Annotated in this window: 18 protein-coding genes; 7 read left to right on the top strand and 11 right to left on the bottom strand. The window is 63.2% G+C overall.

The genetic code is table 11. The features are described from left to right. Nucleotides 1-16 precede the first annotated feature (16 nt). Nucleotides 17-2,338: a heavy metal translocating P-type ATPase gene (locus tag VFW72_RS11030; protein ID WP_329674345.1), complete on the top strand. Its 2,322-nt coding sequence runs from the start codon at nucleotides 17-19 to the stop codon at nucleotides 2,336-2,338. An 11-nt stretch (nucleotides 2,339-2,349) separates the two neighbouring features. Here the strand turns inward: VFW72_RS11030 and VFW72_RS11025 are convergent, their stop codons facing one another. Continuing rightward, nucleotides 2,350-4,701, bottom strand: a complete 2,352-nt coding sequence (locus VFW72_RS11025) for a Tex family protein (protein WP_329674344.1) — start codon at nucleotides 4,699-4,701, stop codon at nucleotides 2,350-2,352. A 174-nt stretch (nucleotides 4,702-4,875) separates the two neighbouring features. Between VFW72_RS11025 and VFW72_RS11020 the strand changes: the two genes are divergently transcribed. After that, nucleotides 4,876-5,580, top strand: coding sequence for a hypothetical protein (locus VFW72_RS11020; RefSeq protein WP_329674343.1), 705 nt, complete (start codon nucleotides 4,876-4,878; stop codon nucleotides 5,578-5,580). Nucleotides 5,581-5,650: 70 nt separating this feature from the next. Beyond that, nucleotides 5,651-6,688, top strand: a complete 1,038-nt coding sequence (locus tag VFW72_RS11015; protein WP_329674342.1) for a quinone-dependent dihydroorotate dehydrogenase — start codon at nucleotides 5,651-5,653, stop codon at nucleotides 6,686-6,688. On the opposite strand, the gene VFW72_RS11010 is transcribed toward VFW72_RS11015, so the two are convergent. The 3 genes from VFW72_RS11010 to VFW72_RS11000 all read right to left on the bottom strand — a co-directional run bounded on the left by VFW72_RS11010 (nucleotide 6,675) and on the right by VFW72_RS11000 (nucleotide 14,774). Further along, complete coding sequence (locus VFW72_RS11010; protein ID WP_329674341.1) at nucleotides 6,675-8,444, bottom strand: HDOD domain-containing protein; 1,770 nt, start codon at nucleotides 8,442-8,444, stop codon at nucleotides 6,675-6,677. The genes VFW72_RS11015 and VFW72_RS11010 overlap by 14 nt on opposite strands. A 151-nt stretch (nucleotides 8,445-8,595) precedes the next feature. Next, the gene (locus VFW72_RS11005) at nucleotides 8,596-11,922 is read right to left on the bottom strand and encodes a UvrD-helicase domain-containing protein (RefSeq protein ID WP_329674340.1); all 3,327 of its coding nucleotides are present in this window, start codon (nucleotides 11,920-11,922) and stop codon (nucleotides 8,596-8,598) included. Beyond that, on the bottom strand, nucleotides 11,919-14,774 hold the full coding sequence (locus VFW72_RS11000) for a PD-(D/E)XK nuclease family protein (protein ID WP_329674339.1): 2,856 nt from the start codon (nucleotides 14,772-14,774) through the stop codon (nucleotides 11,919-11,921). The genes VFW72_RS11005 and VFW72_RS11000 overlap by 4 nt, the downstream gene beginning before the upstream one ends. Nucleotides 14,775-14,935: 161 nt before the next feature. On the opposite strand from VFW72_RS11000, the gene trxA reads away from it, so the two are divergent. The 4 genes from trxA (at nucleotide 14,936) to VFW72_RS10980 (ending at nucleotide 19,126) form a co-directional block, all read left to right on the top strand. Continuing rightward, the gene (gene trxA / locus VFW72_RS10995) at nucleotides 14,936-15,265 is read left to right on the top strand and encodes a thioredoxin TrxA (RefSeq protein ID WP_329674338.1); all 330 of its coding nucleotides are present in this window, start codon (nucleotides 14,936-14,938) and stop codon (nucleotides 15,263-15,265) included. A 268-nt stretch (nucleotides 15,266-15,533) separates the two neighbouring features. Further along, the gene (gene rho / locus VFW72_RS10990) at nucleotides 15,534-16,802 is read left to right on the top strand and encodes a transcription termination factor Rho (protein ID WP_329674337.1); all 1,269 of its coding nucleotides are present in this window, start codon (nucleotides 15,534-15,536) and stop codon (nucleotides 16,800-16,802) included. A gap of 221 nt (nucleotides 16,803-17,023) precedes the next feature. Then, nucleotides 17,024-17,281 carry a type B 50S ribosomal protein L31 gene (locus tag VFW72_RS10985; protein WP_290693504.1) on the top strand — a complete coding sequence of 86 codons (258 nt, stop codon included), beginning with the start codon at nucleotides 17,024-17,026 and terminating at the stop codon, nucleotides 17,279-17,281. Nucleotides 17,282-17,407: 126 nt separating this feature from the next. Beyond that, nucleotides 17,408-19,126, top strand: a complete 1,719-nt coding sequence (locus VFW72_RS10980) for a hypothetical protein (protein WP_329674336.1) — start codon at nucleotides 17,408-17,410, stop codon at nucleotides 19,124-19,126. 46 nt (nucleotides 19,127-19,172) lie between these two features. On the opposite strand, the gene phoR is transcribed toward VFW72_RS10980, so the two are convergent. From phoR to pstS, 7 genes are all read right to left on the bottom strand, one after another. Next, a complete protein-coding gene (gene phoR / locus VFW72_RS10975) occupies nucleotides 19,173-20,504 on the bottom strand; it encodes a phosphate regulon sensor histidine kinase PhoR (protein ID WP_329674335.1) in 1,332 nt (443 codons plus the stop codon). Nucleotides 20,505-20,528: 24 nt separating this feature from the next. Further along, entirely contained in the window at nucleotides 20,529-21,230 is a 702-nt protein-coding gene (gene phoB, locus VFW72_RS10970; protein WP_329674334.1) for a phosphate regulon transcriptional regulator PhoB, read from the bottom strand. Between the two features lie 36 nt (nucleotides 21,231-21,266). Beyond that, entirely contained in the window at nucleotides 21,267-21,974 is a 708-nt protein-coding gene (gene phoU / locus VFW72_RS10965) for a phosphate signaling complex protein PhoU (protein WP_329674333.1), read from the bottom strand. 51 nt (nucleotides 21,975-22,025) lie between these two features. Next, on the bottom strand, nucleotides 22,026-22,811 hold the full coding sequence (gene pstB / locus VFW72_RS10960) for a phosphate ABC transporter ATP-binding protein PstB (RefSeq protein ID WP_329674332.1): 786 nt from the start codon (nucleotides 22,809-22,811) through the stop codon (nucleotides 22,026-22,028). 39 nt (nucleotides 22,812-22,850) lie between these two features. Next, nucleotides 22,851-23,708, bottom strand: coding sequence for a phosphate ABC transporter permease PstA (gene pstA / locus VFW72_RS10955; protein ID WP_329674331.1), 858 nt, complete (start codon nucleotides 23,706-23,708; stop codon nucleotides 22,851-22,853). Then, the gene (pstC, locus tag VFW72_RS10950) at nucleotides 23,705-24,664 is read right to left on the bottom strand and encodes a phosphate ABC transporter permease PstC (protein ID WP_329674365.1); all 960 of its coding nucleotides are present in this window, start codon (nucleotides 24,662-24,664) and stop codon (nucleotides 23,705-23,707) included. The genes pstA and pstC overlap by 4 nt, the downstream gene beginning before the upstream one ends. Before the next feature lie 185 nt (nucleotides 24,665-24,849). Then, entirely contained in the window at nucleotides 24,850-25,884 is a 1,035-nt protein-coding gene (pstS, locus tag VFW72_RS10945) for a phosphate ABC transporter substrate-binding protein PstS (protein ID WP_414638791.1), read from the bottom strand. Nucleotides 25,885-26,061 lie beyond the last annotated feature (177 nt).

Here is a 26,061-nt window from a genome sequence, read left to right as displayed (position 1 = left end):
TGCTCGCTTCATCTGTATGAGCACCCCTACCCGTCGCCTCATCAACATCCCGATTCGCGTGGAAGCGGCCGCCCCCCGGCCAGCCCCGACGCATGCCCACCCGCATCATCATGAGCATGCCGCGCACGAAGAAGCTTCGGCGTCGTGTTGCAGCCATGACGATTGCTGTGCGCCTGGCGACCTGACAGCACCGGTCAGTGTGGCCAACAGCCAGGCCGCACCGGAGGGGGCTGACCGCATCCGCTTTCGGATCGACAAGATGGATTGCCCGACCGAAGAGCGACTGATCCGCAACCGGCTGGAGCCGATGGCTGGCGTGGTGCGGCTGGACTTCAACCTCATCGCGCGTGAACTGACCGTGTTTCACCAGTTGAAGGACACATCCACCCTGGCCGCGGCGCTCACCGAACTGGACATGGCGCCCACGCTGCTGGAGGTCGGGCAAAAAGCGGCACCGCTGCCTCAGGCCGTGCCCCTGCACATGAAGCTGCAACTGGCGTTGGCTGGCCTGGCGGCACTGGCAGCCGAGGTGCTGGACTGGCGTGAGGCGCCGCTCTGGGCCATCGCGCTTGCAGCGAGCCTGGCCGTCGCGCTGTCTGGCGGCCCGACGCTCAAGAAGGGCTGGATCGCCCTGCGCCACCTCACGCTCAACATCTACTTCCTGATGACGCTGGCAGTGCTGGGCGCCGTCCTGATCGGCAAGTGGTCCGAAGCCGCGATGGTGATCTTCCTGTTTGCCGTGGCTGAAGCCATCGAGGCCGTTTCACTGGAACACGCACGCAAGGCCATTCAATCGCTGAGCGCTTTGGCGCCCGACACGGCGAACATCTGGCGGCAAGGCCACTGGCAAAGCGTGCCGCTCGACGGTGTGGCGGAAGGTGAACGCATGATGGTGCGTGCCGGCGAGCGCATCGGCCTGGACGCGACCGTGCTCAAGGGCCCGGCAGCGCTCAATGAGGCACCCATCACCGGCGAGAGCATGCCCGTGGACAAGCACACAGGTGATCCGCTGTTTGCCGGCTCGATCGTGGTGGACGGTGTGGTGGAAGCCCAGGTCACAGCCACGGCCGGCCACAGCACGCTGGCACGCATTGCGGCGGCCATTCAGGAAGCACAGGCCCAGCGTGCGCCAACGCAGCGCTTTGTCGATCAGTTCGCGCGCTACTACACGCCTTCGGTGGTAGTGCTGGCGGTGCTGGTGGCCCTGCTGGGGCCCTGGCTGGCCGGTGGCGGCGCCTTGCACTGGGTCTACCAGGCCCTGGTGATGCTGGTGATTGCCTGCCCTTGTGCGCTGGTGGTGTCCACGCCCGTGACGGTGGTCAGCGGCCTGGCCAACGCGGCACGCCAGGGCATCCTCATCAAGGGCGGCGTGCATCTGGAGCAAGGCCGCCTGATCAAGGCCGTTGCGCTGGACAAGACCGGCACCCTCACGGCCGGGCGCCCCACACTGACCGACGTCATCACGCTCCAGCGGTACAACGCGCAAAACGCGCTGCGCATCGCCGCCAGCCTGGATCAGCACAGCAGCCACCCCATTGCCCAAGCGCTGGTCGCCGCCTGGCGCGAACGTGATCCGCACGGCGCCCTGGCCCCGGTCGAGCACTTTGATGTGCTGGCTGGCCGGGGGGTGAAAGGCCGGCTGCTGGATCAGCACTGGCAACTCGGCAACCACCGCCTGGTGGAGGAGCTGGGCTTGTGCTCGCCAGAGCTGGAGGCCCGCCTCGAAACGTTGGAAATCCAGGGCAAGACGGCCTTTGTGCTGCTCGATGAACAGGGCGCCGTCGCCATCCTGGCCATGGCGGACACGCTGCGCGCTGAAAGCCGACAAGCCATCGAAGCCTTGGATGCGTTGAACGTGAAAGCCGTGATGCTCACGGGCGACAACCAGGCCACCGCCGAGCACATTGCCAAGCAGGCCGGCATCACCGAAGTGCGCGGCAACATGCTGCCGGCCGACAAGCTCGATGCCATCAACCAGCTTGTCGCGGCGCATGGTGCCGTGGGCATGGTGGGCGATGGCGTCAACGACGCACCGGCGCTGGCGCGCGCGACCGTGGGCATCGCCATGGGCGCAGCAGGCACGGCCACCGCACTGGAAACGGCCGACGTGGCCATCATGGACGACGACCCGCGCAAGGTGGCCCAGTTCATCCGCCTGAGCCAGGCCACCAGCCGCGTGCTCAAGCAGAACATCGCCCTGGCCCTGGGGATCAAGGCCGTCTTCCTCGCGCTGGCACTGGGCAACCACGCCACTTTGTGGATGGCCGTGTTTGCCGACATGGGCGCCAGCCTGCTGGTCGTCTTCAACGGGCTGAGGCTCTTGCGCCTGAAAGCCTGAGCCCCCTCGACTCAGCGCTTGGGCTGCAGTTTGGCAAAGGCTGCCGCCATGGCGGACTGACCTTGAGGCTGAGGGGCTCCGCGCCCTGCCCCACCACCGCCAGGGCGCTCGTTGCGTGCAGCCGGCTTGAAGCTGTTGCCATCACGGGCACCGCCTGCTGCCTTCGGGCCGGTGGCGGCATCCAGCTTCATGGTCAGCGAAATACGCTGACGAGCCAGATCGACCTCCACCACCTTCACCTTGACGATGTCGCCCGTCTTGACGACCTCGCGGGCATCGGTGACGAACTTGTTGGACAACTGACTCACGTGCACCAGGCCATCCTGATGCACACCCAGGTCCACAAAGGCGCCGAACTGGGCCACGTTGCTGACGGTGCCCTCCAGGATCATGCCCTCCTTGAGGTCCTTGATGTCTTCCACGCCATCGTTGAAGCGGGCCACCTTGAAGTCAGGGCGAGGGTCACGGCCGGGCTTTTCCAGCTCGGCGATGATGTCCTTGACGGTGATCACGCCGAACTTGTCATCGGCAAACAGCTCGGGCTTGAGCGTGCGCAGCACGTCGCTCTTGCCGATCAGCTCGGCAGCCGACTTGCCCGTTTTGGCCAGGATCTTTTCCACCACCGAGTAGGTCTCGGGGTGCACACCGGAAATGTCCAGCGGGTTGTCGCCATCACGGATGCGCAGAAAGCCCGCAGCCTGTTCGAAGGTCTTGGCGCCCAGGCCAGCCACGTCCATCAACTGCTTGCGGTTGCGGAAGGCACCATTGGCATCACGCCAGCGCACGATGCTGTTGGCCACGGCTGTGCTCAAGCCCGACACGCGCGACAGCAGCGGCGCCGAAGCCGTGTTGAGGTCTACCCCGACGGCGTTCACGCAGTCTTCCACCACGGCGTCCAGCGTGCGGGCCATTTCGCTCTGATTGACGTCGTGCTGGTACTGGCCCACACCGATGCTCTTGGGATCGATCTTCACCAGTTCGGCCAGGGGATCCTGCAGGCGGCGGGCAATCGACACCGCGCCACGCAGGCTCACATCCAGGTCGGGCAGCTCCTTGCTCGCGAACTCGGAGGCCGAGTACACCGAGGCTCCGGCCTCCGACACCACGACCTTTTCAATCGGCGTGCCTGGCGCCATCTGCTGGATGCGTTTGATGAGGTCGGCGGCCAGCTTGTCGGTCTCGCGGCTGGCCGTGCCGTTGCCGATGGCGATCAGGTTGACACCATGTGCGGCGCACAGGCGGCCCAAGGTGTGGATCGAACCTTCCCAGTCCTTGCGGGGCTCGTGCGGGTACACGGTGGAGGTGTCCAGCACCTTGCCGGTGTCGCTGACCACAGCCACCTTCACGCCGGTGCGGATGCCAGGGTCCAGACCCATCACCACGCGCTTGCCTGCGGGCGCAGCCAGCAGCAGGTCACGCAGGTTTTCGGCGAACACCTTGATGGCGGTGGCTTCAGCGGCTTCACGCAGTTTCGTGAACAGGTCGCGCTCCAGGCTCAGCGAGAGCTTGACCTTCCAGGTCCAGGCGATGCACTTGCGGATCAGGTCATCCGAGGGGCGCTTGGCATGGCTCCAGCCCAGGTGCACGGCGATGCGCCCTTCGGCCATGGTCGGCTTGCCGGGGACGACTTCCTCATCGAGCACCAGCTTGGCATCGAGGATCTCTTGCGTGCGGCCACGGAACACCGCCAGGGCACGGTGCGAGGGCACGGTGCGGATGGGCTCGTCGTAGTCGAAGTAATCGCGGAACTTGGCCACGTCGGGGTTGTTCTGGTCCTTGCCATCCATCAGCTTGGACTTGAACAGCCCTTCGGACCACAACCAGTCACGCATCTTGCCGATCAGGGTGGCGTCTTCGGCCCAGCGCTCCGACAGGATGTCGCGCACACCATCCAGTACGGCGTAGGCGTCAGCAAAGCCGCCGTCCGCGTTGATGAAGGCTGCGGCCTCTGCCTGCGGATCCAGCGCGGGATCGGCGAACAGCTTGTCGGCCAGTGGCTCCAGCCCTGCTTCACGGGCGATCATGCCCTTGGTGCGGCGCTTGGGCTTGAAGGGCAGGTAGAGGTCTTCCAGCTCCTGCTTGGTGGGCACGGCTTCGATGGCGGCGCGCAGTTCGGGCGTTAGCTTGCCCTGCTCTTCGATGCTCTTGAGTACGGCGGCGCGGCGGTCTTCGAGTTCGCGCAGATAGCCCAGACGCGCTTCCAGGTCACGCAGTTGCGTGTCGTCCAGGCCATCGGTGGCCTCCTTGCGGTAACGGGCGATGAAGGGCACGGTGGCGCCGCCATCCAGCAGGTCGACGGCAGCTTTGACTTGGGCGAGGCGAACCTTCAGTTCGGCCGCCAGTTGCATCAGGATCTTGTCCAAGAGAATGACCTTCTCGATAAGACTATGGGAGGGGGCGCAGTTTGCCACAGGCGCGCAGGCTGTTTGTGTCTGGCGTACCCCGATAATCTGAGCGTCAATCCTAACTTTTTCAGCCAAATGACAAGACTAGCCTCACTTGTGACGATCTCTGCGCTGTTGCTGACGGGATGCGCCATGACACCACGTGTGCCTGACAGCGTTCCATCCAATATGTCCATTCGCAAGGTGGCGGTCATATCCGTGACGGCCAGAACCTTTGCGCGTGCCTATACTGGCTTGACCGTATTCAATAACGAGTACGAAGAAATGGACATCCGCAGCTGGAAGGCAGACCAGTCCATCGAAAACCGTGCAAAGGACATTCTCAAAGACATGGGTATCGCGTCGGTGGACAACGACACGTCCATGGATGCATTCTTGGCGGTGAACGATCCTCGGGGCGGCTACCCGGATTGGGGCAAGGCGGCGCAACCCGCGCTGGCATATTGTGCAAAGCATGAACTGGATGCCTTGATCGTGCTTGCCCGCTCAAACGTTTGGGATTTCCTGGGGGAGACCAATCAATCTTTCAGCGGAGCAGGGATTTACGCACGCGGCCCGGTCAATAACGTATCCGTGTTGCACCTTGTCGCGGAGGCCGGTGTCATTGATTGCCAGACGGGCAAGGCGCTTGCCACCAGACGCTTGACGACGTCGAGCAGTGACAGCATGCGGGACATCATCAGTGCAACGCCCCGCATGCCCTCGCCGATGATTGAAGCCATGCGTCCCATGGCTCAATGGACCGACGAGCAGAAAACCCGTTACAAGGGCATGCTTGAGCGAGTGCTGAGTGCGCCCATGGAGCCTACGCTGCGCAAGCTGCTTGGTCAGCCCTGATCGGTGCAATGAGCGACAATAGCGGTTCTCAACTCTTGTCGCTCACCGCGCTCCTGCGGACACTCACTTCATGGCCCTGCTGCCCTACTCCCTGCCCAAATCCGTGCTGTTCAACCTGGACCCGGAGGCCGCACACGATCTGACCATGGCCGGCCTGGCCCGCTTCCAGAACACGCCACTGGCCTGCCTGTGGGGTGCGGACCGGGTGAGCGACCCCGTCGAGGTGGCGGGCATCACCTTCCCGAATCGCATCGGCATGGCAGCAGGCCTGGACAAGAACGGTCGCGTGATCGACGGCCTGGGCGCCATGGGCTTCGGCTTCGTCGAAGTGGGCACGGTGACACCCAAGGCCCAGCCAGGCAACCCCAAGCCCCGCATGTTCCGCCTGCCCGAGGCCAATGCGCTGATCAATCGCCTGGGTTTCAACAACGAAGGCCTGGACAGCTTCCTGGCCAACGTGAAGCGTGCTCAGTTCCGCCAGAAAGGCGGCATCCTGGGTCTGAACATCGGCAAGAACGCCGTCACGCCCATCGAGAATGCGGTCGACGACTACCTGATCTGCCTGGACGGCGTTTATCCCCACGCCGATTACGTCACGGTCAACATCTCGTCGCCCAACACCAAGAACCTGCGCGCCCTGCAAAGCGATGAAGCGCTGGATGACCTGCTGGGCAAGCTGCAAGCACGCCGTCAGGAACTGATCAAGCGCCATGGCCGTACCGTGCCCATGTTCGTGAAGATCGCGCCAGATCTGGATGAAACCCAGGTCGGCGTGATCGCCGCCACGCTGCAGAAGAATGGCATCGATGGCGTGATCGCCACGAACACCACGATCTCGCGCGAGGCTGTCAAAGGCATGAAGCATGCCGAGGAAACCGGTGGCCTGAGCGGCGCACCCGTGCTGGAAGCCAGCAATCAGGTGATCCGCCAGTTGCGAGCGGCGCTGGGCCCTCGCTACCCGATCATTGGCGTAGGCGGTGTGATGAGTGGCGCCGATGCCCGCTCCAAGCTGGATGCGGGCGCCGATCTGGTCCAGATCTACACCGGCCTGATCTACAAGGGCCCTGCCCTGGTCAAGGAGTGCGCGCAGGCGCTCAAGCTGGGCTGACGGCCTGGGGTGGTGCGGCGACCTTGCCGTCCACCAGGCGCATGGCCTGCTCCAGTGTCAGGCCGCATTCTTTGGCGGTCAGGCCCAGTGCGCGGGCGTAGCGCACATAGACCTGATGCAGCGCATGACTGGCCTTTTGGGCATCCAGCTCCTGTGTCTGCACGATCTCGTTGGCCAGACTGGCCACGCTTCGCAGCGTGTCTTCAGGTGAGGACGGCGTTCGTACCGGCGTGCTGCGATTCAAGGGCCGCGCAGCCTGGATCAGGCGCTCGTGCATGCCCCAGTGCTTGAGCACCGCCGCAGTCAGGTCATCCAGGTTGACGCCCAATACCGCGCCGGCAGCCGCTTCGATGGTCATGCCGGGTGTCGGGGCGGTGCTTTCGGCATCGGCCGGAGGGCCTGGCAGCATCAAGCGCTTGATCTGCATGCTCTCTTCCGGGAAGTGGTAGAGCACCAGCAACCAGCCTAGTCGCTGGGACATGGCGGCCACCGAGGCCTCCTCGTCGCTGATCGAAAATGGCGCCATCAGGCGAGCGATGTGCCCTGCCAGGCAGGTCAGGCGCAATTCCTTGCCCATGTCCAGAATGGCCTGGCTGCCCTCATCACCGGAAAGGCTGGTCTGGGCGCCCAGTGCGCCAGGCCAGGCGCGCACGCTGCCGGCCACCTTGCGCAGGCCTTGCTGGCCCAGCAGCATCACGGCACGCGACAGCGTGGTCACGCCATCGTCTGCGCTCTGGCTCTGGTAGGAGGCGACGTTGACGGCGCGCAGCATCTCCCAGCACAGTGCCGGGTTCTTGACGATGATGTCGACGAAGTCATCCACCCGCAGTGTTTCCTGCGACAGGGTGCCGATCAGTGCTCGCTCCGTGTTGGGCCGGCCGGGCAAGGCGCCCACCGAATTCAGCCGATCCAGCAGCAAGGCCAGGGGGCCGCCTGAATCTTCAGCGTTGGTTTTGATCCAGCCCTGCAGGGCACTGAGCAAGGTCCGCGCGTTCAGGTAGCGCTGCCGTTGTTGCCGATCGGTCGACCGGTTGACGATGGCGCGCAAGGTCTCCGGCACGGGGTGCGGCGTTGTCCAGGGCAATCGCACGATTTCCGTGCCAATGCGCGCAGCCGCACTGCCCAGATCCGGCTCATCCAGCGCGGGGCTGTTGACCAGCAGCCTGTAAGCCAGGAGGCCTACCATGAGCACATCGCGCTCGGCCGCTTGCCGAATCTGCTGGCGCCCATAGTGAGGCCGTGTGTACTGTCCAGGCGCCAAGGGTGCCAGGCCACAACTCAAACCGGCAATCGCTGCATGCCCGCTCTTGTCGATCAGGATGTTGTGCAAGGCGATGTCCTGATGGGCCACGCCAGCTTCGTGAGCATAGGCCAGCCCGTCCAGTACGTCGCACAGGATGACCACCACTTCCAGCGGTGTCAGTTGCGGACCGGAAGACACCCGCTCGAACAAGGAGACGCTCTGCCCTCGCCCATAACTCACGAAGGGCCAGCCCTCGTGCGCCGACACCTCCAGGACCTCGGTCAGATGGGGATGCTTGAGGCGGGCTCCCGCCAGCACCTCCTGCGTCCAGGCGTCCAGCTCCTTGCCTTTCTGGGGCTGAGCACGTGGCACGCAAAGGAGCACCTCCTGCTGCAAGCGCGGGTCCAGCGCCAGCCAGATGCCGGAGGCGTGACTGCGCCCGAGCATTTGTCGCAGCTCGAAGCGCCCGAAGTAGCGGGGCGCCGTGGTCGTGGGAGGCGAGACTGCGGCCATGTTGGTGTGCAGGCGGTGAATCCTCGGGGACGTGTGTATCCCCATGTAAACACCTTGATTGCACTACAGTGGCGCCATTGGCAAAACCCCGTCTAGGGGCTGAAACCCGGTCCTTTTTCACACTGTCCGGGTTGGCCGGGTCGCTATCCCCTCAGTCAAGGGGCACCCATTCCCCCGCACCGGTGATGAAGGCCGCCCGCACTGGCTCGTTGGGTTGCAAGGCCTCCACCGCTGCCACATAGCGCTGCATCTGCGCGCGATAGCTCGCCAGGGCCTGCGGCCTGTGCTGCAGCTTGTAGTCCAGTACCCACCATTCGCGTCCGGCTTCACGACGAACCGCCACCAGTCGGTCGATCCGCAATACCTGCTCGCCGTCATGCAGCGCGACCTCATTGCCAGCCCAATCCAGCTGCGCCGGATCCAGCCAGGCCTGCAGGCTCGGCGACTTCAGGATGGTGGTCGCCAGATGCAGTGCAGCATCGTGATGCTCAGGCGCCAGCTGCAAGGCCTTGGCCGCACTTTGCGTAGCCCTTGCGACGCGATCGGCCGTTCTGGCGGACAGCGGCAGCGGCGTGAGCCACTCCAGGGTGCGGTGAACCACCTGCCCCAGCAACTGCTGGACGCTGCTTTCTTCCACCACGCGACGTGTGTCGTCCGGCGCAGCGCTCAACGGCTGCAAGGCGGGGAGATTCAGGCTCTGCACCGTGGTTGATGGCGCCTCTGCAGGCACGCTGCGGCGTAAAGGTGTGGCGGGTTGCCAGACCTGTTCGGGGTCCATGGCCCCGCTGCTGGCCAGCCGCTGCCACCAGCTGCCCTCTGGCGAGCCACGCGGCTGCGTGCGGCTGAACACCAGTTGCTCGCGAGCACGGGTCAAGGCCACATAGAGCGCGTTCAACTCCTCGCGCAGATTGGCCGCGTGATCTTCTTCCAGGGTGCGGGCCAGGCTGGGCGGCGGGTTGCTCTGCGAGCGGATGAAGGCACAACGCCTGGGACGCTCATCGCTCTCGGGCCAGTCCACCATCAACGCATAACTGTCCTTGCGCGAGGGCTCCGGATCGGTATCGACCATGAACACCACCTTGGCCTCCAGGCCCTTGGCACCATGGATGGTCAGCAACTGCACGGCGTCGGCCTGTGCGCGGGGCGGCAGGTTCAAGGGCAGACGCTTGAGCGCACGCACCCAACGGTAGGGCGTCGCGTCACGGCCCGCGTCCATCTCCAGGCTTTGCGACAGCAGCGCATCAACATGGAACAAGGCCTGCACGCGCCGACTGGCCGGCACACAGCTCAGCAAACGCGCACGGTAGTCGCCATCGGTGACGATGCGCTCCAGCAAGTCATGGGGCGGCGCCACGCGCGCCAGCTCAGCCCAGCCCTTCAGCAAGGACGCGGCGCGCGCCATGGTGGCGGGGCAAGAAGCATCATCCACACCCCAATGCATCAAGGCGTCCCACCAGGACGTCTTGCGCTCTTTCTGGCGAACCTGCCAGGCCAGCCCCAGCAGATCGGCATCACTGGCGCCGAACAAGGGGCTCTTGAGGGCGTGTGCCAGCGCCAGGTCATGTTGCGGCGACACCAGCGCGTCCAGCACCGCGACCAGATCGCGCACCTCCGGCGTGTCGATCAGGCGCGTGTCCTCCGGTGCGATGTGGGGCACCCCGTGCTCGTCGAGCGCCTGGGCCACCATGCTCAGCGTGGCGCGCTTGCGGCTCAGCACATAAATGTCGGAGGGCGCCAGCCCATCGTTGAACACCATGGTGGCAATCGCCTGCGCCACTTGCTCGGCTTCGATTTCCTTGATGGTGGTGTGCGCCTGCTCGCGAGGCGTGATCAGGCTGTCTCGCCACGACGCCTCGGGCTCGTCCTTGGCTGCGGTGGTGCGCATGACCGATGGCAGGACACGGATCGTCGCCACGTCTTCGGAGGTCGTCGTGTGCGGCCTGAAGCCCGGAAAGCTGCCTTCTTCACAAGCCTGCCCCATGACCTTGTTGAGCGAGTCGATGATGCCGGGGGCATTGCGACGCGTGTGATCGCAGGCCAGCAGGTCGCCATCGAGCGCCTCCAATACGAAGTCCTTGGCGGCGCTGAAAACCCGTGGATCCGCGCGACGGAATCGGTAGATGCTTTGCTTGGGGTCACCCACCAGGAAGACGCTGATGGGCTGACGACCACTCTGCCCGCCCCCCGCGCCGGCATAAGCGGACAACCATGATTTGAGCGTCTGCCATTGCAAAGGGCTGGTGTCCTGGAACTCGTCCATCAACAACTGGCGCACCTGACTGTCCAACCGCTCCTGGACCCAGCCCGACAACTCGGGATCACCCAGGAGGCGGGCGGCGGCCAACTCCAGGTCCACCATGTCTGCCAGGCCACGTTCGGTCTTGAACCTGGCGTACTCCTCGAACAGCAGCCGAGACAAGCTCACCATGTGCCCATGCAGCACATGCCCCTCCTGCTGCGTGATGGCCAACTGCAAATCCATCAGCCAGGCTTGCGCCCACGCCAGGTCGGCCAGCTCACCCATCTTTTTGCGGGGCTCGCCCTTGTCCGTCAGCAAGACTTTGCGCAGAGCCTTGTGGCGCGCCTGCAGATCGGTCAGGCCCATGGCCTGCTCGATGGCCACGCCGGCCTTCTGTTGGGTGGGTGTCTTGCCGGTGGCGAGCTGCCTGGCCAGCGACCAGAATTGGTCTTGCACGCTGGCACGGCTCAAAGCCTCACACGGGTGTGACAGCCCTGCCCATTGCAGTGACCAGTCCGCGGCCGTCTCCACGCCATCGATCAGATGCCCGGCCTTGTCAGCCAGGCTCAGCTCCAGCCGGTTGTTCAAGGCCGTGTTCAACCACGCCTCGGTGTTGAAACGCCCGACCTCACGCACGATGGCCATGAAGGCCAGGTAGTCAACGCCTGCTTCGTTACCGGTGCGCTTGCTGGGTGATTGGGCATCCACCCGGCGCAGGAAGCGCCCCCACAACTCAGGCCAATGCTCACTGGTGTCTTCGACGAGGTTCAACTCAGGCGGCAGGCCCAGTTCGTTGAGGATGTCCAGCGGCGCGGCCTTCACCAGTCTGGAGAACCAGCCATGGATGGTGTGGATGTCCACGCCCCGCCCTTCGTCCAGCCAGCGCTCGTACAGTTGCTGCAGCTTGGGCACCATCGCGGCGATCTGAGCAGGTTGGACTCCGCGAATCCGCAACTCCATCTCGCGCCGCGCTTCACTGGCCTGCGCAAAGTCACGCAGCCAGCCATGCAGGCGCTCACGCATCTCACCCGCGGCCTTCTTGGTGAAGGTGATGGCCAGGATCTGGTTGGGCGGCACATCGTCCAGCAGGGCACGCAGGATGCGCGACACCAGCATCCACGTCTTGCCCGCGCCGGCGCAGGCTTCGACCACCACGCTGCGATGCGGATCGCACGCGACCTGGTAGAACAGATCGCTGGCGACGATCTGGCCATTGACTTCGTATGCGGCCTGGCTCATGCCTGCTCCTCCTGCATGGTCCAGTGGTCCTTTCTGCACAAGCCGCGCGCCTGGCAGAAGCTGCAGGCCATGCCTTCGCCCAATGCGGGCATGGCCTCGCCGGCGTGCAGCCGCGTCCAGTCTCTGGCCAGGCCATCCAGCAGCACCTGCGCACTGCGCTCCACATCGTGGTGGTCCAGCTGTTTCACGTCCTGCACATCCAGATGCAGGTAGGCGGCCTGCACAGCCCATTGGGGGTCGGACAAGGCCGCATAGAAGGCCAGTTGGGTGTCTTCCAGCGGCGTGGCGATCTTGCGCTTGAGACCATCCAGGCTACCCGTCTTGTAATCCAGCACGAGGTGCTGCCTGGCGCCTTCGTGATGACGCACATCGATGCGGTCAAGTTGCCCGTACAAACGCACTTTCAGGTCGTCCTGAATCTGCAGTTCACGTTGCTCGATGCGCTCGGCGTCCAGCATGGCCCACCCGCCTTCTTCGTGCTCTCGCAACCAGGTCACATAGGCGCAAGCCAGCCTGTCCAGATCGGCCTGGAAGGGCAGGAAATAAGGGCGCTGGCTGTCCCTGTCCAGGCCCATCTCCTTGATCACGCGCTGCGCGGCATCCAGCCAGGCCTGCACATCCTCGTCCGGCGTGCTGATGGCCAGTTGCCCCTGGCGCTGCGCATGAAAGCTGCGCAAGACCTCGTGCAACCAGATGCCGAAGTCCGACCTGTCCAAGCCTTCTTCGAGCTCGTCCTGCTCGCGCAAGCCCAGCACGCTGGTCGCGAAGAAACGATAGGGGCACTGACGCAAGGCCTCATACGATGTGGCCGTGACCTGCTCGGGCAAAGCCCAGCCTGCATCACGCAGTGTGGGCAAGGGGGTGCGCACGAAATGAACGTCTACGCCTGCGGCGACGCGCGCGTCACCTGCCTGTTCGATGCGCACGCCCTCCTGGGCCGACCAGCGCTCCAGCCAGGCACTGGGCTCCAGGGGCTCACTGCCTTGAGCATGGCGGTGCAGACACACCACACCGGGGCGGCTCATCAGCAGGTTGAATGCATCCCATTGAGCTGCGCGCTGCGTCACGGGCGTGGCCAGGTCCATGGCCTCGCACAGCTTGGTGCTCAGCCAGCCGGACTGGCTCCCCATGGCGCCCAGTTGCCGCTCGTCTGCACCTGGTAGCACGATGGCGTGGAAGGGCCGCAACACGGCGCGCGCCATCGGTGTGATCACCACATCCGCGGGTACATCAGGGGCTGGCGGGCGGAAGGTCGTGGCCTCCAGGACCGTCCCCACCCAGCGCACGAAGGACGGGCCGTCCAGTCGGGTCTGCGTGGACAGACCGGCCCAAAGACCCGCGGGCTGATCCGCGCTGTTCAGCGTGTCAAAACGCAAGGACTGCAAGGCCAGTTCGCCAGCTTCGTCGCCTTGCAAGGCCGTCAAGGCCCCGGCGCGTGACAAGGCCTCCTGCAAACCGAGCAGCCACTCCTTCAGCGATGGGCGCTTGGCTGACCACAGGCTTTGCAGCGGCGCCACCACGTGCACGGTCCAATGCCACAGCAGCACGGCGGCGGGCGGCATGGCCTGACGCCCGGTTGGCACCAGTTGAGCGCCCCCCTCGTCCGACAGATCCTGATCTTTGGCAGGCGGCACCTGCAAGCCCCAGGCCCCCAGCATGCCGTGGCGGCGACACCAACTCTCCAGTTCACCCACGGCGCGACTGAGTTGAATGCGCTCGGGCCTGGCGTGCTCGCCCTCGCCACTCGCCCAATCCAGCCAGCCGGATTTCAGCCAGTCCAGCAGGTCATCCGTGGACGCACGAGGATGCGAGGCCTGCAGCATGCGCGTCACCACCGCCGAGGCCCGCGTGGTCGACAGCAGCCAGCCTGTCTCGTCAGCCATCTGGATGCCTGCGCCTTCCAGCATGGCCCGCACGCGGCGAATGAGGCTGCGATCCAGAGCGATCAGGGCCACGGGCAAACCGACTTGACCCGAGTTGCCCTGACGGGCGTCATTGACCGCCGCGATCACCTGGGCTGCAGCCTGCTGAGCCTCGTCTTCGGCGTTCTGACAAGCGCAGGCCACAGGTGGCCGCGCCCTGCTCTGCCCCACTTGCTCGGCGCCGCCCAGGGCACTGCGCCACAAGACGGGCACGCCCTGCTCTGACAGATGTGCCATCACCCCCAGGGTCAGGTGGATTTCCGTACCCGGAGAGACGGCCTCGCCCGCGGTCACCACCACCAATGCGGAGGGCCGCAGTTCAAACAAGGGGTCTACCGGCAGCCCGCCCGCTGCGGTGGAGGCCGCCCATTCCAGCGCCCAGGCCAACAGGAGCTTTTCTCGCCCGCCCGGGCCTTGCGTGACGCTGCCGCCCATCGTCGCCCGAGCCAGTTCCAGATAGGCGGCACGTTGTGCGGGCGCAATGGACTGCATGCGCCGCACCCAGGTGTGTGCCGCGGCGACAACCTGGTCCAGGGCAAATTCAAATCCACGGCGATCCCGCTGCGCCCAGGCCTTGCCCCAGGCCTCGCTGCCCAGGCTTCGTCCTGCTTGCAGACGGTCCACGATGGCATCCAGCGTGACGGGCGGCAAACCCGCCTCGCCTGCCGTGTTGTCCGGCGACCAGGACCAGGCCAGGCCCTCTGACACGGCCGCGATCGTATCGATGCGGGGCAACCAACCGCCCACCGCGGCCATCCAGGCCTGACGCGCTGGCGACAACACCGCCCCCACAGGCAGCACGATCAGCGCGTCGCGTGGATCTGCCCCTTGCGCCTTCAGCCACGCAGCCGTGTCCCGGGCCCAGGCCTGCCAGCATTGCTCGGCGCTGTCCTGCGGCGCCCAGCGCCAGTGCCGAGGCTCAACGGCCATGCTGCGGGATTCAAAAAAGGTTCTGGCTATCGCGGTCATTGAAGAAGGTCTCTTGGAATGCGCCCGAACGGCCACATCTTCTGTGTCAGAATCTTTGCATTCCTGCTGGAGAAATCACCCGAGGGTGTCGCCATCGCGCCAGCATACTGAAGGATAGTTAAATGAGCAGCGACCTGATCAAACACATTTCCGACGCCTCTTTCGATGCCGACGTCCTGCAATCTGCCCAGCCCGTGCTGGTGGATTATTGGGCCGAATGGTGCGGCCCCTGCAAGATGATCGCCCCGATTCTGGACGAAGTGGCCACGAGCTACGCCGGTCGCCTCAATGTGGCCAAGATGAACGTGGACCAGAACCGTGAAGTGCCGGCCAAGTTCGGCATCCGCGGCATCCCCACGCTGATGATCTTCAAGGGTGGCCAGCTGGCTGCCACCAAGGTTGGCGCTCTGTCGAAGGCTCAATTGACCGCCTTCATCGACGGCAACCTGTGATTTTTCTGATCATTTCGTCCCTATAATGCGTCCACCGACTGATAGACTTCAGTCGGTGTTCGTCAAGCCAGCCTGATACTCAGGCGGCCGGTGCAGAGAATCAAACCGATATCTCGCTAGCGCACCACGACAAGCTCTCGGTCCGGTGCCCTTCGTGGCCAGGCCATTTGTCCGACATCCCTTTCGCCCACGATTCATCCACCTGCTCGGCGTAGCGTTGATTCTTTGACGCCTCACTGCCAGTCGGTTTCGTCCAGGGTCTCAATCCATGCATCTGTCAGAACTCAAGGCTTTGCACATCTCCAAACTCGTGGAGATGGCAGAAGGTCTGGAAATCGAGAATGTCTCTCGCATGCGCAAGCAGGAGTTGATGTTCGCCATCATGAAGAAGCGTGCCAAGGCCGGAGAACAGGTCTTTGGCGACGGTGTGCTCGAGGTGCTGCCGGACGGCTTCGGCTTCCTGCGCTCGCTGGACACCAGCTTCCTGGCCAGCACGGACGACATCTACCTGTCGCCCAGCCAGGTGCGCCGCTTCAACCTGCACACCGGTGACATGATCGAAGGCGAAGTGCGCGTCCCCAAGGACGGCGAACGTTACTTCGCGCTCGTGAAGGTCGACCGCGTCAACGGCCTGGCCCCCGAAGTCAACAAGAACAAGTTGATGTTCGAGAACCTGACGCCGCTGTTCCCCGACGAGCAGTTCAAGCTCGAACGCGAGACGGTCAAGAGCAATGACGACAACGTCACCAGCCGCATCATCGACCTGATCGCCCCCATCGGCAAAGGCCAACGCGCCCTGCTGGTCGCCCCGCCCAAGAGCGGCAAGACCGTGATGATGAAGAACCTGGCTCACGCCCTGGTTGCCAACCACCCCGAAGTGCATCTGATCATGCTGCTGGTGGACGAGCGCCCCGAGGAAGTGACCGAAATGCAGCGCACCGTGCGCGGCGAAGTCATCAGCTCGACGTTCGACGAGCCCGCCCAGCGTCACGTGCAGGTTGCCGAAATGGTGATCGAGCGCGCCAAGCGCCTGGTCGAACTCAAGATGGACGTGGTCATCCTGCTGGACTCCATCACCCGTCTGGCCCGCGCATACAACAACGTGCTGCCCTCTTCCGGCAAGGTCCTGTCTGGCGGTGTGGACTCCAACGCCCTGCAGCGCCCCAAGCGCTTCTTCGGCGCGGCCCGCAACATCGAAGAAGGCGGCTCGCTGACCATCATCGGCACCGCCCTGATCGACACCGGCAGCCGCATGGATGAAGTGATCTACGAAGAATTCAAGGGCACCGGCAATTGCGAAATCCACCTGGATCGCCGCATGGCCGAAAAGCGCGTGTACCCCTCGATCCTGATCAACAAGTCGGGCACGCGTCGCGAAGAGCTGCTGCTGAAGTCTGAAATCCTGCAAAAGAGTTGGATTCTGCGCAAGCTGCTCTACCCGATGGACGAAATCGAGGCGATGGAGTTCGTTCTGGACAAGATGCGCTCGACGAAGAACAACCACGATTTCTTCGACATGATGAGGCGTGGAGGCTAACCCCCTACGCGCTGCGCCCCCCCCTTTGAAAGGGGGCACCACTGGCGGACCGGCGAAGCCGGATCCGCGGTGGTCGCCTGGTGAAGAGTGCATTTTCCCCACCAGGCTCTCCAACAACTTGAATTCCCGTGCTAGAATCGCCGGTTTTCCGGCTGTCGGAAAGTGTCAGGCATGGTGCCTGATGGCTCCCGATGATGCAAACAGCAGCAAGAGGTTTTGATATGCCCAAACAAGGTATCCACCCTAACTACCGCGAAGTCGTTTTCGTGGACCAATCCAACGGTTTCAAGTTCGTGACCCGCTCGTGCGCTCCTACCAAGGAAACCATCAAGCTGGAAGACGGCCGTGAACTGCCCCTGTTCAAGCTGGAAACCTCGTCCGAATCGCACGCTTTCTACACTGGTACTCAGAAGTCCGTGGACTCCCTGGGCGGCCGCGTGGAAAAGTTCCGCACCAAGTTCGCTCAGTTCCGCAAGTAATCAGCCAAGCCGGGCATGGCTTCACAGCGCCCGGTTTTCTGGTTCACATCAAAAGGGTAGCTCTGGCTGCCCTTTTGCACTTCTGTATCAGCCCCATCGCCATGCGCGCAGCCTGAACCCTCCAGCATGAACACCCGTTCGCAGGCCCCGGTCATCTCACCCGCCCTGGTCACCCAGAAGGCGGTGCAGCGCCTGCCTCGATGGGCGCTCCTGCTGTTCTGCGCCGCCTACGTGATCCCTGGCCTGATTGGTCGGGACCCCTGGAAGAATGAGGACATCGCGTCCTTCGGCCACATGTGGAGCCTGGCGCTCGGCCAGGCATCCTGGCTGCACCCCAACGTCGGTGGCGTGTTGCCGACGTCTGGCGGCATCCTGCCCTACTGGCTGGGTGGCGCATTCATCTCCGTGTTGAGCCCCTGGGTCGACCCGGCGCTGGCCGCGCGCATCCCCTTCGCCCTGTTGCTGGTTGCCATCCTCGCCCTGACCTGGTATGCCTGCTACAACCTCGCCCTGACTGACGCCGCACAACCCCTGCCGCTGGCATTCGGGGGCGAAGCCAAGCCCCATGATTACGCGCGCGCCGTGGCCGATGGCGCCCTGCTCGCCCTGATCGCCAGCCTGGGCTTGCTGCAACTCGGCCATGAAACCACACCAGAGCTGCTGCAACTGACCGGCAGCACCTTGTTCCTGTTCAGCCTGTCAGCCGTCCAGCGCAAGCCACGCCAGGCCAGACTGGCCGCGTTGATGGCGTTGCCCGTGCTGGCCGCCAGCGGCAGCCCCGCTGTCGCGTCCCTGCTGGGCGTGGCGGGCATCGTCGTCTGTCTGCGTTCCAGCCACGCCCACATGAAAACCCACCTGAGCTGGGTGCTGATGTCCACGCTCCTCGCCATCGGGCTGGCCAGTGGATTGAGCGCAGCCGGGCTCTCCGGTTGGGGCTGGCGTGTCTCACCCGATTTCAGTCTCAAAGAGAATCTTCAACTCATCAGCTGGTTTACCTGGCCCACGCTGCCACTGGCCATCCTGACGATCTGGCACTGGCGCAGGCAGATCTGGCGGCGTCACATTGCGGTGCCGCTTCTGGCTGCTGCAGTAGGCTTTGCCGCGTCCATCGCCATGGGGGCCAACGAGCGTGCCTTGCTGGCAGCCTTGCCTCCGCTGGCCGTGCTCGCCGCTTTCGCGCTGCCCATCCTGCAGCGCAGCCTGGGATCCGCCATCGACTGGTTCTCGGTGTGTTTCTTCACCGCCTGTGCGGGCGGCATCTGGCTCATCTACCTGGCCATGCACAAGGGCGTGCCAGTGAAGGTGGCCGCCAATGTGGCCAAGCTGGTGCCAGGTTACGTCTCACACTTTTCCTGGCTGGCCCTGATCCCTGCCGTTCTGGGCACGCTGCTGTGGCTGGGTCTGGTGAGGTGGCGCACGGCCAGGCAGGCCCATGCGCTCTGGAAGAGCCTCGTCTTGCCAGCCGGTGGCGTGGCCTTGTGCTGGCTCCTGTTCATGACCTTGTGGCTGCCGTTGCTTGACCAGGCCAGGAGCTACAGACTGGCGCTTGTACGCATGGCCCCACATGTACCCTCAGGCAACCAGATCTGCGCGCCAGACGCACCCGTCGGCCTGTTGACGGCCATGGAGTACTTCGGGCATTACCGCGTCAACGGTTTGCCTCAGCCCGAGCTGGGCGGCAAGGCCAATTGCCCATGGCTCGTGCTGCGCATCCCTGCACATACTGCCGCGCCCGCCGTGGCGAACTGGCACAAGGTGGTTCAATACAACCAGCGCACGCACAACTCCGAGCAGATCGTCATCTACAAGCGCGCCGCGCCACGTGGTGCAGCCACCCAGGACTGAGCTGCGCGCTGCTGACTGACGTTGAGCCAGCCAGCCGCCGGGCAGCTCAAACCAGGCGAACCCGCACGCTCGGAACGCTCAAGGTAAACGTCGAGCCCTTGCCCGATTCACTGGTGATGCGCAACTCGCCGCCGTGGCGCTGAACCACGTGCTTCACGATGGACAGGCCCAACCCGGTGCCGCCAGTTTCGCGCGATCGGCTGCCGTCTACACGGTAGAAGCGCTCCGTCAGGCGCGGGATGTGCTCGGGCGCGATGCCAATGCCACCATCCTTCACACTGAACTCCGCGCCTCCGTCCGGCAGGCTCAGCCACTTCACGTCGATGCCTTTGCCTTCAGGGGTATAGCGCACGGCATTGGACACAAGGTTGCCCATGGCGCTGAGCCATTCGCTTTCGATGCCCGCGATCTCGCAGTGCTTGCCACCAGTCTCGGTGATGAAATGCATGGGGTGGCGCTCACGAGACAAGGCGCGGCCGTCGGTTTCAATGCGCTCCATGAGCGCATCGACCTTGATCCACCGGTCTGATGCCGGCCGGGGGCTGCCTTCGATCTGAGCCAGCGTCAGGAGATCGCTGACCAGCCCCTGCATGCGATCGGCCTGCTGTGTCATCAAGGTGATCACGCGCTTGCGCTCAACTTCCGTCAAGGGCAAGGAACCCAAAGTCTCGATGAAACCGTTGAGGACGGTGAGGGGCGTGCGAATCTCGTGAGACACGTTGGCCACGAAGTCCCTGCGCATGGTGTCCGAACGTTCCCGCTCCGTGATGTCCTGAGACAGCACCAGCTTCAAACCATCGCCATACACGCGCACCAGAATCTGCAGCACCGTTTGCGTGCCATGGCTCATCTGGCACTTCACCACATCCCGGTAATCACCGGCAGCCAGATACTGCACGAAAGCAGGCTGGCGAACCAGATTGGTCACCCGTTGCATCAGGTCTCTCTGCGGGTTCAAACCAAAGTGATCGGCGGCGGCCGAACTGATCCAGGTGATCTGGTCATTTGCATCCAGCAGCATCACGCCATTGGGCGAAGCCTCGATGGCCGACAGAAACTCATGCAGACGCGCCTGCTCCTGGGCAATGCGCTCGTCTTTGAGATGAACCACGCGCTGAACACGGTATGCCACTTCGCCCCACATGCCAGGCAGTGCCGGTGGTGCCGCCTCAGGCGTGCGCAGCCAGTCCAGCAGCCTGTGTCCTTTGAGCGTGTCGTTCACGGACAGGATCAGCACCGCTGAAGCCGCTGCCGCCATGCACGTGGTCGCCGGGTACCCGATCTGTTTGCCAAACCACCAACCCGCGAAACCACCAGCCGACGCCGCCAACAGGCGCGCGCCCACACGTGACAACAGCCACGAATCGCTTGTATCCACGATGTCTCTTTATGAAGAGGAAACTCAGGCAGCAGCGTCCGCCACCTGTTGCGTCAGGCGATAACCTGCGCCCCGTACCGTTTCGATCAGCTGTGAACGCTGAACGGGTGACAAAGCCTCGCGCAGACGCTTCACGTGCACGTCCACGGTACGCTCTTCGATGAAGACATGATCACCCCAGACGCGGTCCAGCAACTGCGCACGGCTGTGCACACGCTCGGGATGCGTCATGAAGAAGTGCAGCAGCTTGAATTCGGTCGGCCCGATCTTGATTTCATGCTCGCCGCGGCAAACGCGACGCGTGGCTGGATCGAGGCGCAGGCCTGCCACTTCCACCGCTGCGTCCAGTGCCTGAGGCGCCTTGCGACGCAGGACGGCCCGCACACGGGCCATCAGCTCGTGCGTCGAAAAGGGCTTGGTCAGGTAATCATCGGCACCGGCATCCAGGCCAGCCACCTTGTCCACCTCTTCGGCACGCGCCGTGAGCATGATGATGGGCAGATCGCGGGTGCGTGTGGCACCACGCCAGCGCTTGGCCAATGCCAGCCCCGACTGCCCTGGCAGCATCCAGTCCAGCAGGACCAGATCGGGCAGAACCTTGTCGAGTTCATTCTGCGCTTCATCGGCGTTGTGGGCCACGACCACATCAAAGCCCGAATGACGCAGGTTCAGGGCGATCAACTCGGCGATCGCCATTTCATCTTCAACAACCAGCACACGACTCATGAAGTGTTCTCCGTGCTTGCGCTTTAGTGGGTTGAGTTACTTGATGATCGACTCAACCGCCTCGGGCGTGTTGTGCCGCACATCGGTACCCTTGACGATGTAGATGACCTGCTCGGCCAGGTTCTTGGCATGGTCGCCCACGCGCTCGATGGCTTTGGCCACGAACACCAGGTCGATCGACGCAGAGATCGTGCGTGGGTCTTCCATCATGTAAGTGATGAGCTTGCGCATCAGGCCATCGAACTCGGCGTCAATCTCGTTGTCGCTCTTGATGACCTCCAGGGCAGTCTGCGTGTCCAGACGCGCAAACGCATCCAGTGCACGACGCAGCGACGCCGTGGCCAGCGAGGCCTCGAACGACACATCGCTCACGGGCAGACGCAGGCGGCTCGACACACCCGTGTTGATCAGGCGCTGCACCGTGCGTGCAATGCGTGCGGCCTCATCGCCTACGCGCTCCAGGTTGCCAATCGTCTTGGAGATCGCGATCAGCAGACGCAGGTCTCGTGCGGTGGGTTGACGGCGCGCGATGATGGTGGACAGATCTGCGTCGATGTCCATCTCCATCTGGTTGACGCGCTCCTCGCCCTGCAGCACCTGCGTGGCCGTGTCACCGCTGAAATGCGTCAAGGCATAGATGGCCTGCGCGACCTGAGATTCAACCAGACCACCCATTTCCAGCACGCGTGTGGAAATGCCGCTGAGTTCGACATCAAACTGGCTGGACAAATGCTTCTCGGACATACGAAGATTCCTTTGAAAACCTGTTTTTGATATTGGTGGGATCAACCTTCATCAGCCGAAGCGGCCGGTGATGTAGTCCTCGGTTTCCGTACGCTTGGGCTTCATGAAGATGTCGGTGGTGGCACCGAATTCGATCAACTCGCCCAGGTACATATAGGCCGTGTAGTCCGAGCAACGTGCAGCCTGCTGCATGTTGTGGGTCACGATCAGCACGGTGTAATCGTTCTTCAACTCGTGGATCAGCTCTTCGATCTTGCCGGTCGAGATCGGATCCAGGGCGGAACAAGGTTCGTCCAGCAGCAGCACTTCGGGCTTGATGGCAATGCCGCGTGCGATGCACAAACGCTGCTGTTGACCACCCGACAGACCGGAGCCGCTCTGATTGAGCTTGTCCTTCACCTCGTTCCACAGCGCAGCCTTCTTGAGCGCCCATTCCACGCGCTCATCCATTTCAACGCGTGACAGGTTCTCGAACAGGCGCACACCGAAGGCGATGTTCTCGTAGATCGACATGGGGAACGGTGTCGGCTTCTGGAACACCATGCCGACGCGCGCACGGATCAGCGACACGTCTTCCTTGGTCTTCAGAATGTCCTGGCCGTCCAGCAGGATCTGCCCTTCGGCGCGCTGCTCGGGATAGAGCTCGAACATGCGGTTGAAGGTGCGCAACAGCGTTGACTTGCCGCAACCCGATGGGCCGATGAAGGCCGTCACCTTGTTTTCGGGCAATTCCATGTTCACGTTCTTGAGCGCGTGAAACTTGCCGTAATAGAAGTTCAGATTGCGCACGGCCAGCTTGGCCTTGGCGGGGGTCTGGGTTTGAACCTTGGCATCCATGGTGCAGGGTCTTTCGTGAAACTTGTGAAGCCGCGCCAATCAGCGCTGACGGAACATCGTGCGGGCGATGATGTTGAGCACAAGCACGCCGGCCGTGATCAGGAACACCCCAGCCCAGGCCAGCTTCTGCCAGTTCTCGTAGGGGCTCATCGCGAATTTGAAAATCGTCACAGGCAGGCTGGCCATCGGATGGCTGAGGTCTGCCGACCAGAACTGGTTGGACAAGGCCGTGAACAGCAAGGGCGCCGTTTCACCGGAAATGCGCGCCACCGCCAGCAAGATGCCGGTGATCACACCTGCACGAGCCGACTTCAGGGTGATCGTCAGGATCACGCGCCACTTGGGGGTTCCCAGCGCATAAGCAGCCTCACGCAGCGCATTGGGCACCAGCGAGAGCATGTTCTCCGTGGTGCGGATCACCACCGGCACCACGATCAGCGCCAGTGCCAGCACGCCAGCCCAACCCGAGAACGAGTGCATGCGCGCCACGACCATCGAGTAGATGAACAGGCCCACCACGATGGATGGCGCAGACAGCAGGATGTCGTTGATGAAACGGGTGACGCTGCCCAGCCAGCCTTTCTGGCCATACTCGGCCAGATAGACGCCGGCCATGATGCCCACCGGCGTGCCGATCAGGGTGGCCAGCCCGACCATCATGAGCGAACCCATGATGGCATTGGCCAGACCGCCAGCCTCCTGTGGAGGGGGCGTCATCTGTGTGAAGGTGGCCAGGGTCAGGCCATCCACGCCCAGGCGAACCGTCTCGACCAGGATCCAGATCAGCCACACCAGGCCGAAAGCCATGGCAGCCAGGGACAGGGTCAGGGCAATGAAATTGGTGCGTTTGCGGCCGGCATGACGACGGGCGCGCAGTGCTTGCAGTTCGGCGCTCATGCTCGCGCTCCTTCAGACTTCTTGAGACGGGCCAGCAAGACCTTGGAGAAAGCCAGGACCACGAAGGTGATGAAGAACAGGATCAAGCCCAGATAGATCAGCGAGGCCTGATGCAGTCCCTCACCGGCCTCCGCAAATTCGTTGGCCAGGGCAGACGTGATGCTGTTGGCCGCCTCGAAAACGGACAGCGAGTTGAGCTGGTTCATGTTGCCGATCACGAAAGTAACCGCCATCGTCTCGCCCAGGGCACGGCCCAGCCCCAGCATCACACCACCCACCACACCGGTCTTGGTATAGGGCAGCACGACCTTCCACACGACCTCCCAGGTGGTGGAGCCCAGGCCATAGGCCGACTCCTTCAACAGCGGAGGCGTCACTTCGAACACATCGCGCATCACCGAGGCAATGAAGGGGATGATCATGATGGCCAGGATGATGCCGGCCGACAAAATGCCGATGCCAACCGGGGCACCGCTGAACAGTGCGCCCAGATAAGGCACACCCTGTGTGGCACTTTGCAGCGGTTGCTGCACATAGGTAGCCAGCAGTGGACCGAACACCAGCAAGCCCCACATGCCATACACGATGGAGGGAACAGCTGCCAGCAATTCAACGGCAATACCCAGCGGGCGCTTCAACCACGAAGGCGACAACTCGGTCAGGAACATGGCGATCCCGAACGACACCGGCACCGCGATCAACAGCGCAATGAACGAGGTCATCAGCGTGCCGTAGATCATCACCAGGCCACCGAACTGCTCCTGGACGGGATCCCACTCGGTGCGCCACAGGAAACTGATGCCATAGGTCTTGATGGCAGGCCATGCGCCCACGATCAGGGAGCCGATGATGCCCAGCAACAGCGCCAGCGTCAGCAAGGCAGCAGCACGCGCCAGGCCGGCGAAAACGGCATCGGCCCAGGGAGCATTCACGCGGCGTGAGGGAGGATTCGTCATGGGGCGGCCCTTGGTGCCACGAGAAGGCTGAGCGTTGGCATCATCCATGTCAGCGGGAAGAATGGCAGTCATCGATTGCCTCCGTTGGCGGGGAACATCCGGATCATTGGCTACTTCAAAGAAAAACAGCGCCGGACACCTGCGAAACAAGTGCCCGGCAGCTTCGACACATCAGCGAAGGTCGATCACTTGTACGAAACGGCCTTGCCTGCGGTGTCGGCAATGCTGGACCATTGCTTGCGCACCAGGTCCTTGACCGATGCGGGCAGCGGCACGTACTCGAGTTCCGAAGCGGTCTTGTCACCGTTGACATAGGCCCACTCGAAGAACTTCAGGGTGCTCGAAGCTTGAGCAGGCTTGTCTTGCGACTTGTGCATCAGGATGAAGGTGGCACCGCTCAGTGGCCAGGCGTTCTTGTCGTTCTGGTTGGTCAGCACCTGGTAGAACGATTTGTTCCACTCGGCTGCCGCGGCCGCTGCCTTGAAGGTCGCATCATCAGGCTCGACGAAATTGCCGGCGGCATTCTTCAAGGCCACGTGCGACATCTTGTTCTGCTTGGCGTAGGCGTACTCGACATAGCCGATCGAGTTGGGCAGGCGCTGCACGAAAGCCGACACGCCTTCGTTGCCCTTGCCACCCGCACCAGTAGGCCAGTTCACGGCCGTACCTTCACCAACCTTGGCCTTCCATTCGGCGTTCACCTTGGACAGGTAGTTCGTGAAGATGAAGCTGGTGCCGGAGCCGTCTGCGCGACGAACAGGTGCGATGGCGGCATCAGGCAGCGCCACACCAGGGTTCAGAGCGACCAGTGCGGGATCATTCCACTTGGTGATCTTGCCGAGGTAGATGTTGCCCAGCACTTCACCGGTCATCTTCAGTTGGCCAGGGGTGATGCCCTTGATGTTCACGACAGGCACCACGCCACCGATCACGGTGGGGAACTGCACCAGGCCGTCCTTGGCCAGCTCTTCATCCTTGAGCGGCATGTCGGATGCACCGAAATCAACCGTCTTGGCCTTGATCTGTTTGATACCAGCGCCCGAACCAACGGACTGGTAATTGATGCGCACGTTGGTGGCCGTGTTGAACGCCGAAGCCCACTTGGCATACAGCGGCGCGGGGAAGGTGGCGCCAGCACCAGTGACGTCCTCGGCCATAGCAGCGCCGGAAACCAGAGCCAGGGCCACAGCCGCGGCGGTGCGAATCATCTTGAAGTTCATGTGAACGCCTTTCTTGTCATGTGACAGACAAATTTCCATGCGGCGAACTGTAGAGCGCGATTGTGACGCGTCTGTGACACCGATTTTCACAATCGTCATAAAAACACAGCCCCTATGGGCCATGGTTTTCGTGACAGGACAGTCACATATTGGTCACGTTACCGTCACATGACAAAT

The organism is Aquabacterium sp. (assembly GCF_036273115.1).
Classification (GTDB): domain Bacteria; phylum Pseudomonadota; class Gammaproteobacteria; order Burkholderiales; family Burkholderiaceae_C; genus Aquabacterium.
This window is presented reverse-complemented; position numbering and strand designations above follow the sequence as displayed.

Coding starts and splice junctions, on each gene's coding strand:
- VFW72_RS11030 (WP_329674345.1), top strand. CDS start 17: ATGAGCACCCCTACCCGTCGCCTCATCAACATCCCGATTCGCGTGGAA.
- VFW72_RS11020 (WP_329674343.1), top strand. CDS start 4,876: ATGACACCACGTGTGCCTGACAGCGTTCCATCCAATATGTCCATTCGC.
- VFW72_RS11015 (WP_329674342.1), top strand. CDS start 5,651: ATGGCCCTGCTGCCCTACTCCCTGCCCAAATCCGTGCTGTTCAACCTG.
- VFW72_RS11010 (WP_329674341.1), bottom strand. CDS start 8,444: ATGGCCGCAGTCTCGCCTCCCACGACCACGGCGCCCCGCTACTTCGGG.
- VFW72_RS11005 (WP_329674340.1), bottom strand. CDS start 11,922: ATGAGCCAGGCCGCATACGAAGTCAATGGCCAGATCGTCGCCAGCGAT.
- VFW72_RS11000 (WP_329674339.1), bottom strand. CDS start 14,774: ATGGCCGTTGAGCCTCGGCACTGGCGCTGGGCGCCGCAGGACAGCGCC.
- trxA (WP_329674338.1), top strand. CDS start 14,936: ATGAGCAGCGACCTGATCAAACACATTTCCGACGCCTCTTTCGATGCC.
- rho (WP_329674337.1), top strand. CDS start 15,534: ATGCATCTGTCAGAACTCAAGGCTTTGCACATCTCCAAACTCGTGGAG.
- VFW72_RS10985 (WP_290693504.1), top strand. CDS start 17,024: ATGCCCAAACAAGGTATCCACCCTAACTACCGCGAAGTCGTTTTCGTG.
- VFW72_RS10980 (WP_329674336.1), top strand. CDS start 17,408: ATGAACACCCGTTCGCAGGCCCCGGTCATCTCACCCGCCCTGGTCACC.
- phoB (WP_329674334.1), bottom strand. CDS start 21,230: ATGAGTCGTGTGCTGGTTGTTGAAGATGAAATGGCGATCGCCGAGTTG.
- phoU (WP_329674333.1), bottom strand. CDS start 21,974: ATGTCCGAGAAGCATTTGTCCAGCCAGTTTGATGTCGAACTCAGCGGC.
- pstB (WP_329674332.1), bottom strand. CDS start 22,811: ATGGATGCCAAGGTTCAAACCCAGACCCCCGCCAAGGCCAAGCTGGCC.
- pstA (WP_329674331.1), bottom strand. CDS start 23,708: ATGAGCGCCGAACTGCAAGCACTGCGCGCCCGTCGTCATGCCGGCCGC.
- pstC (WP_329674365.1), bottom strand. CDS start 24,664: ATGACGAATCCTCCCTCACGCCGCGTGAATGCTCCCTGGGCCGATGCC.
- pstS (WP_414638791.1), bottom strand. CDS start 25,884: ATGAACTTCAAGATGATTCGCACCGCCGCGGCTGTGGCCCTGGCTCTG.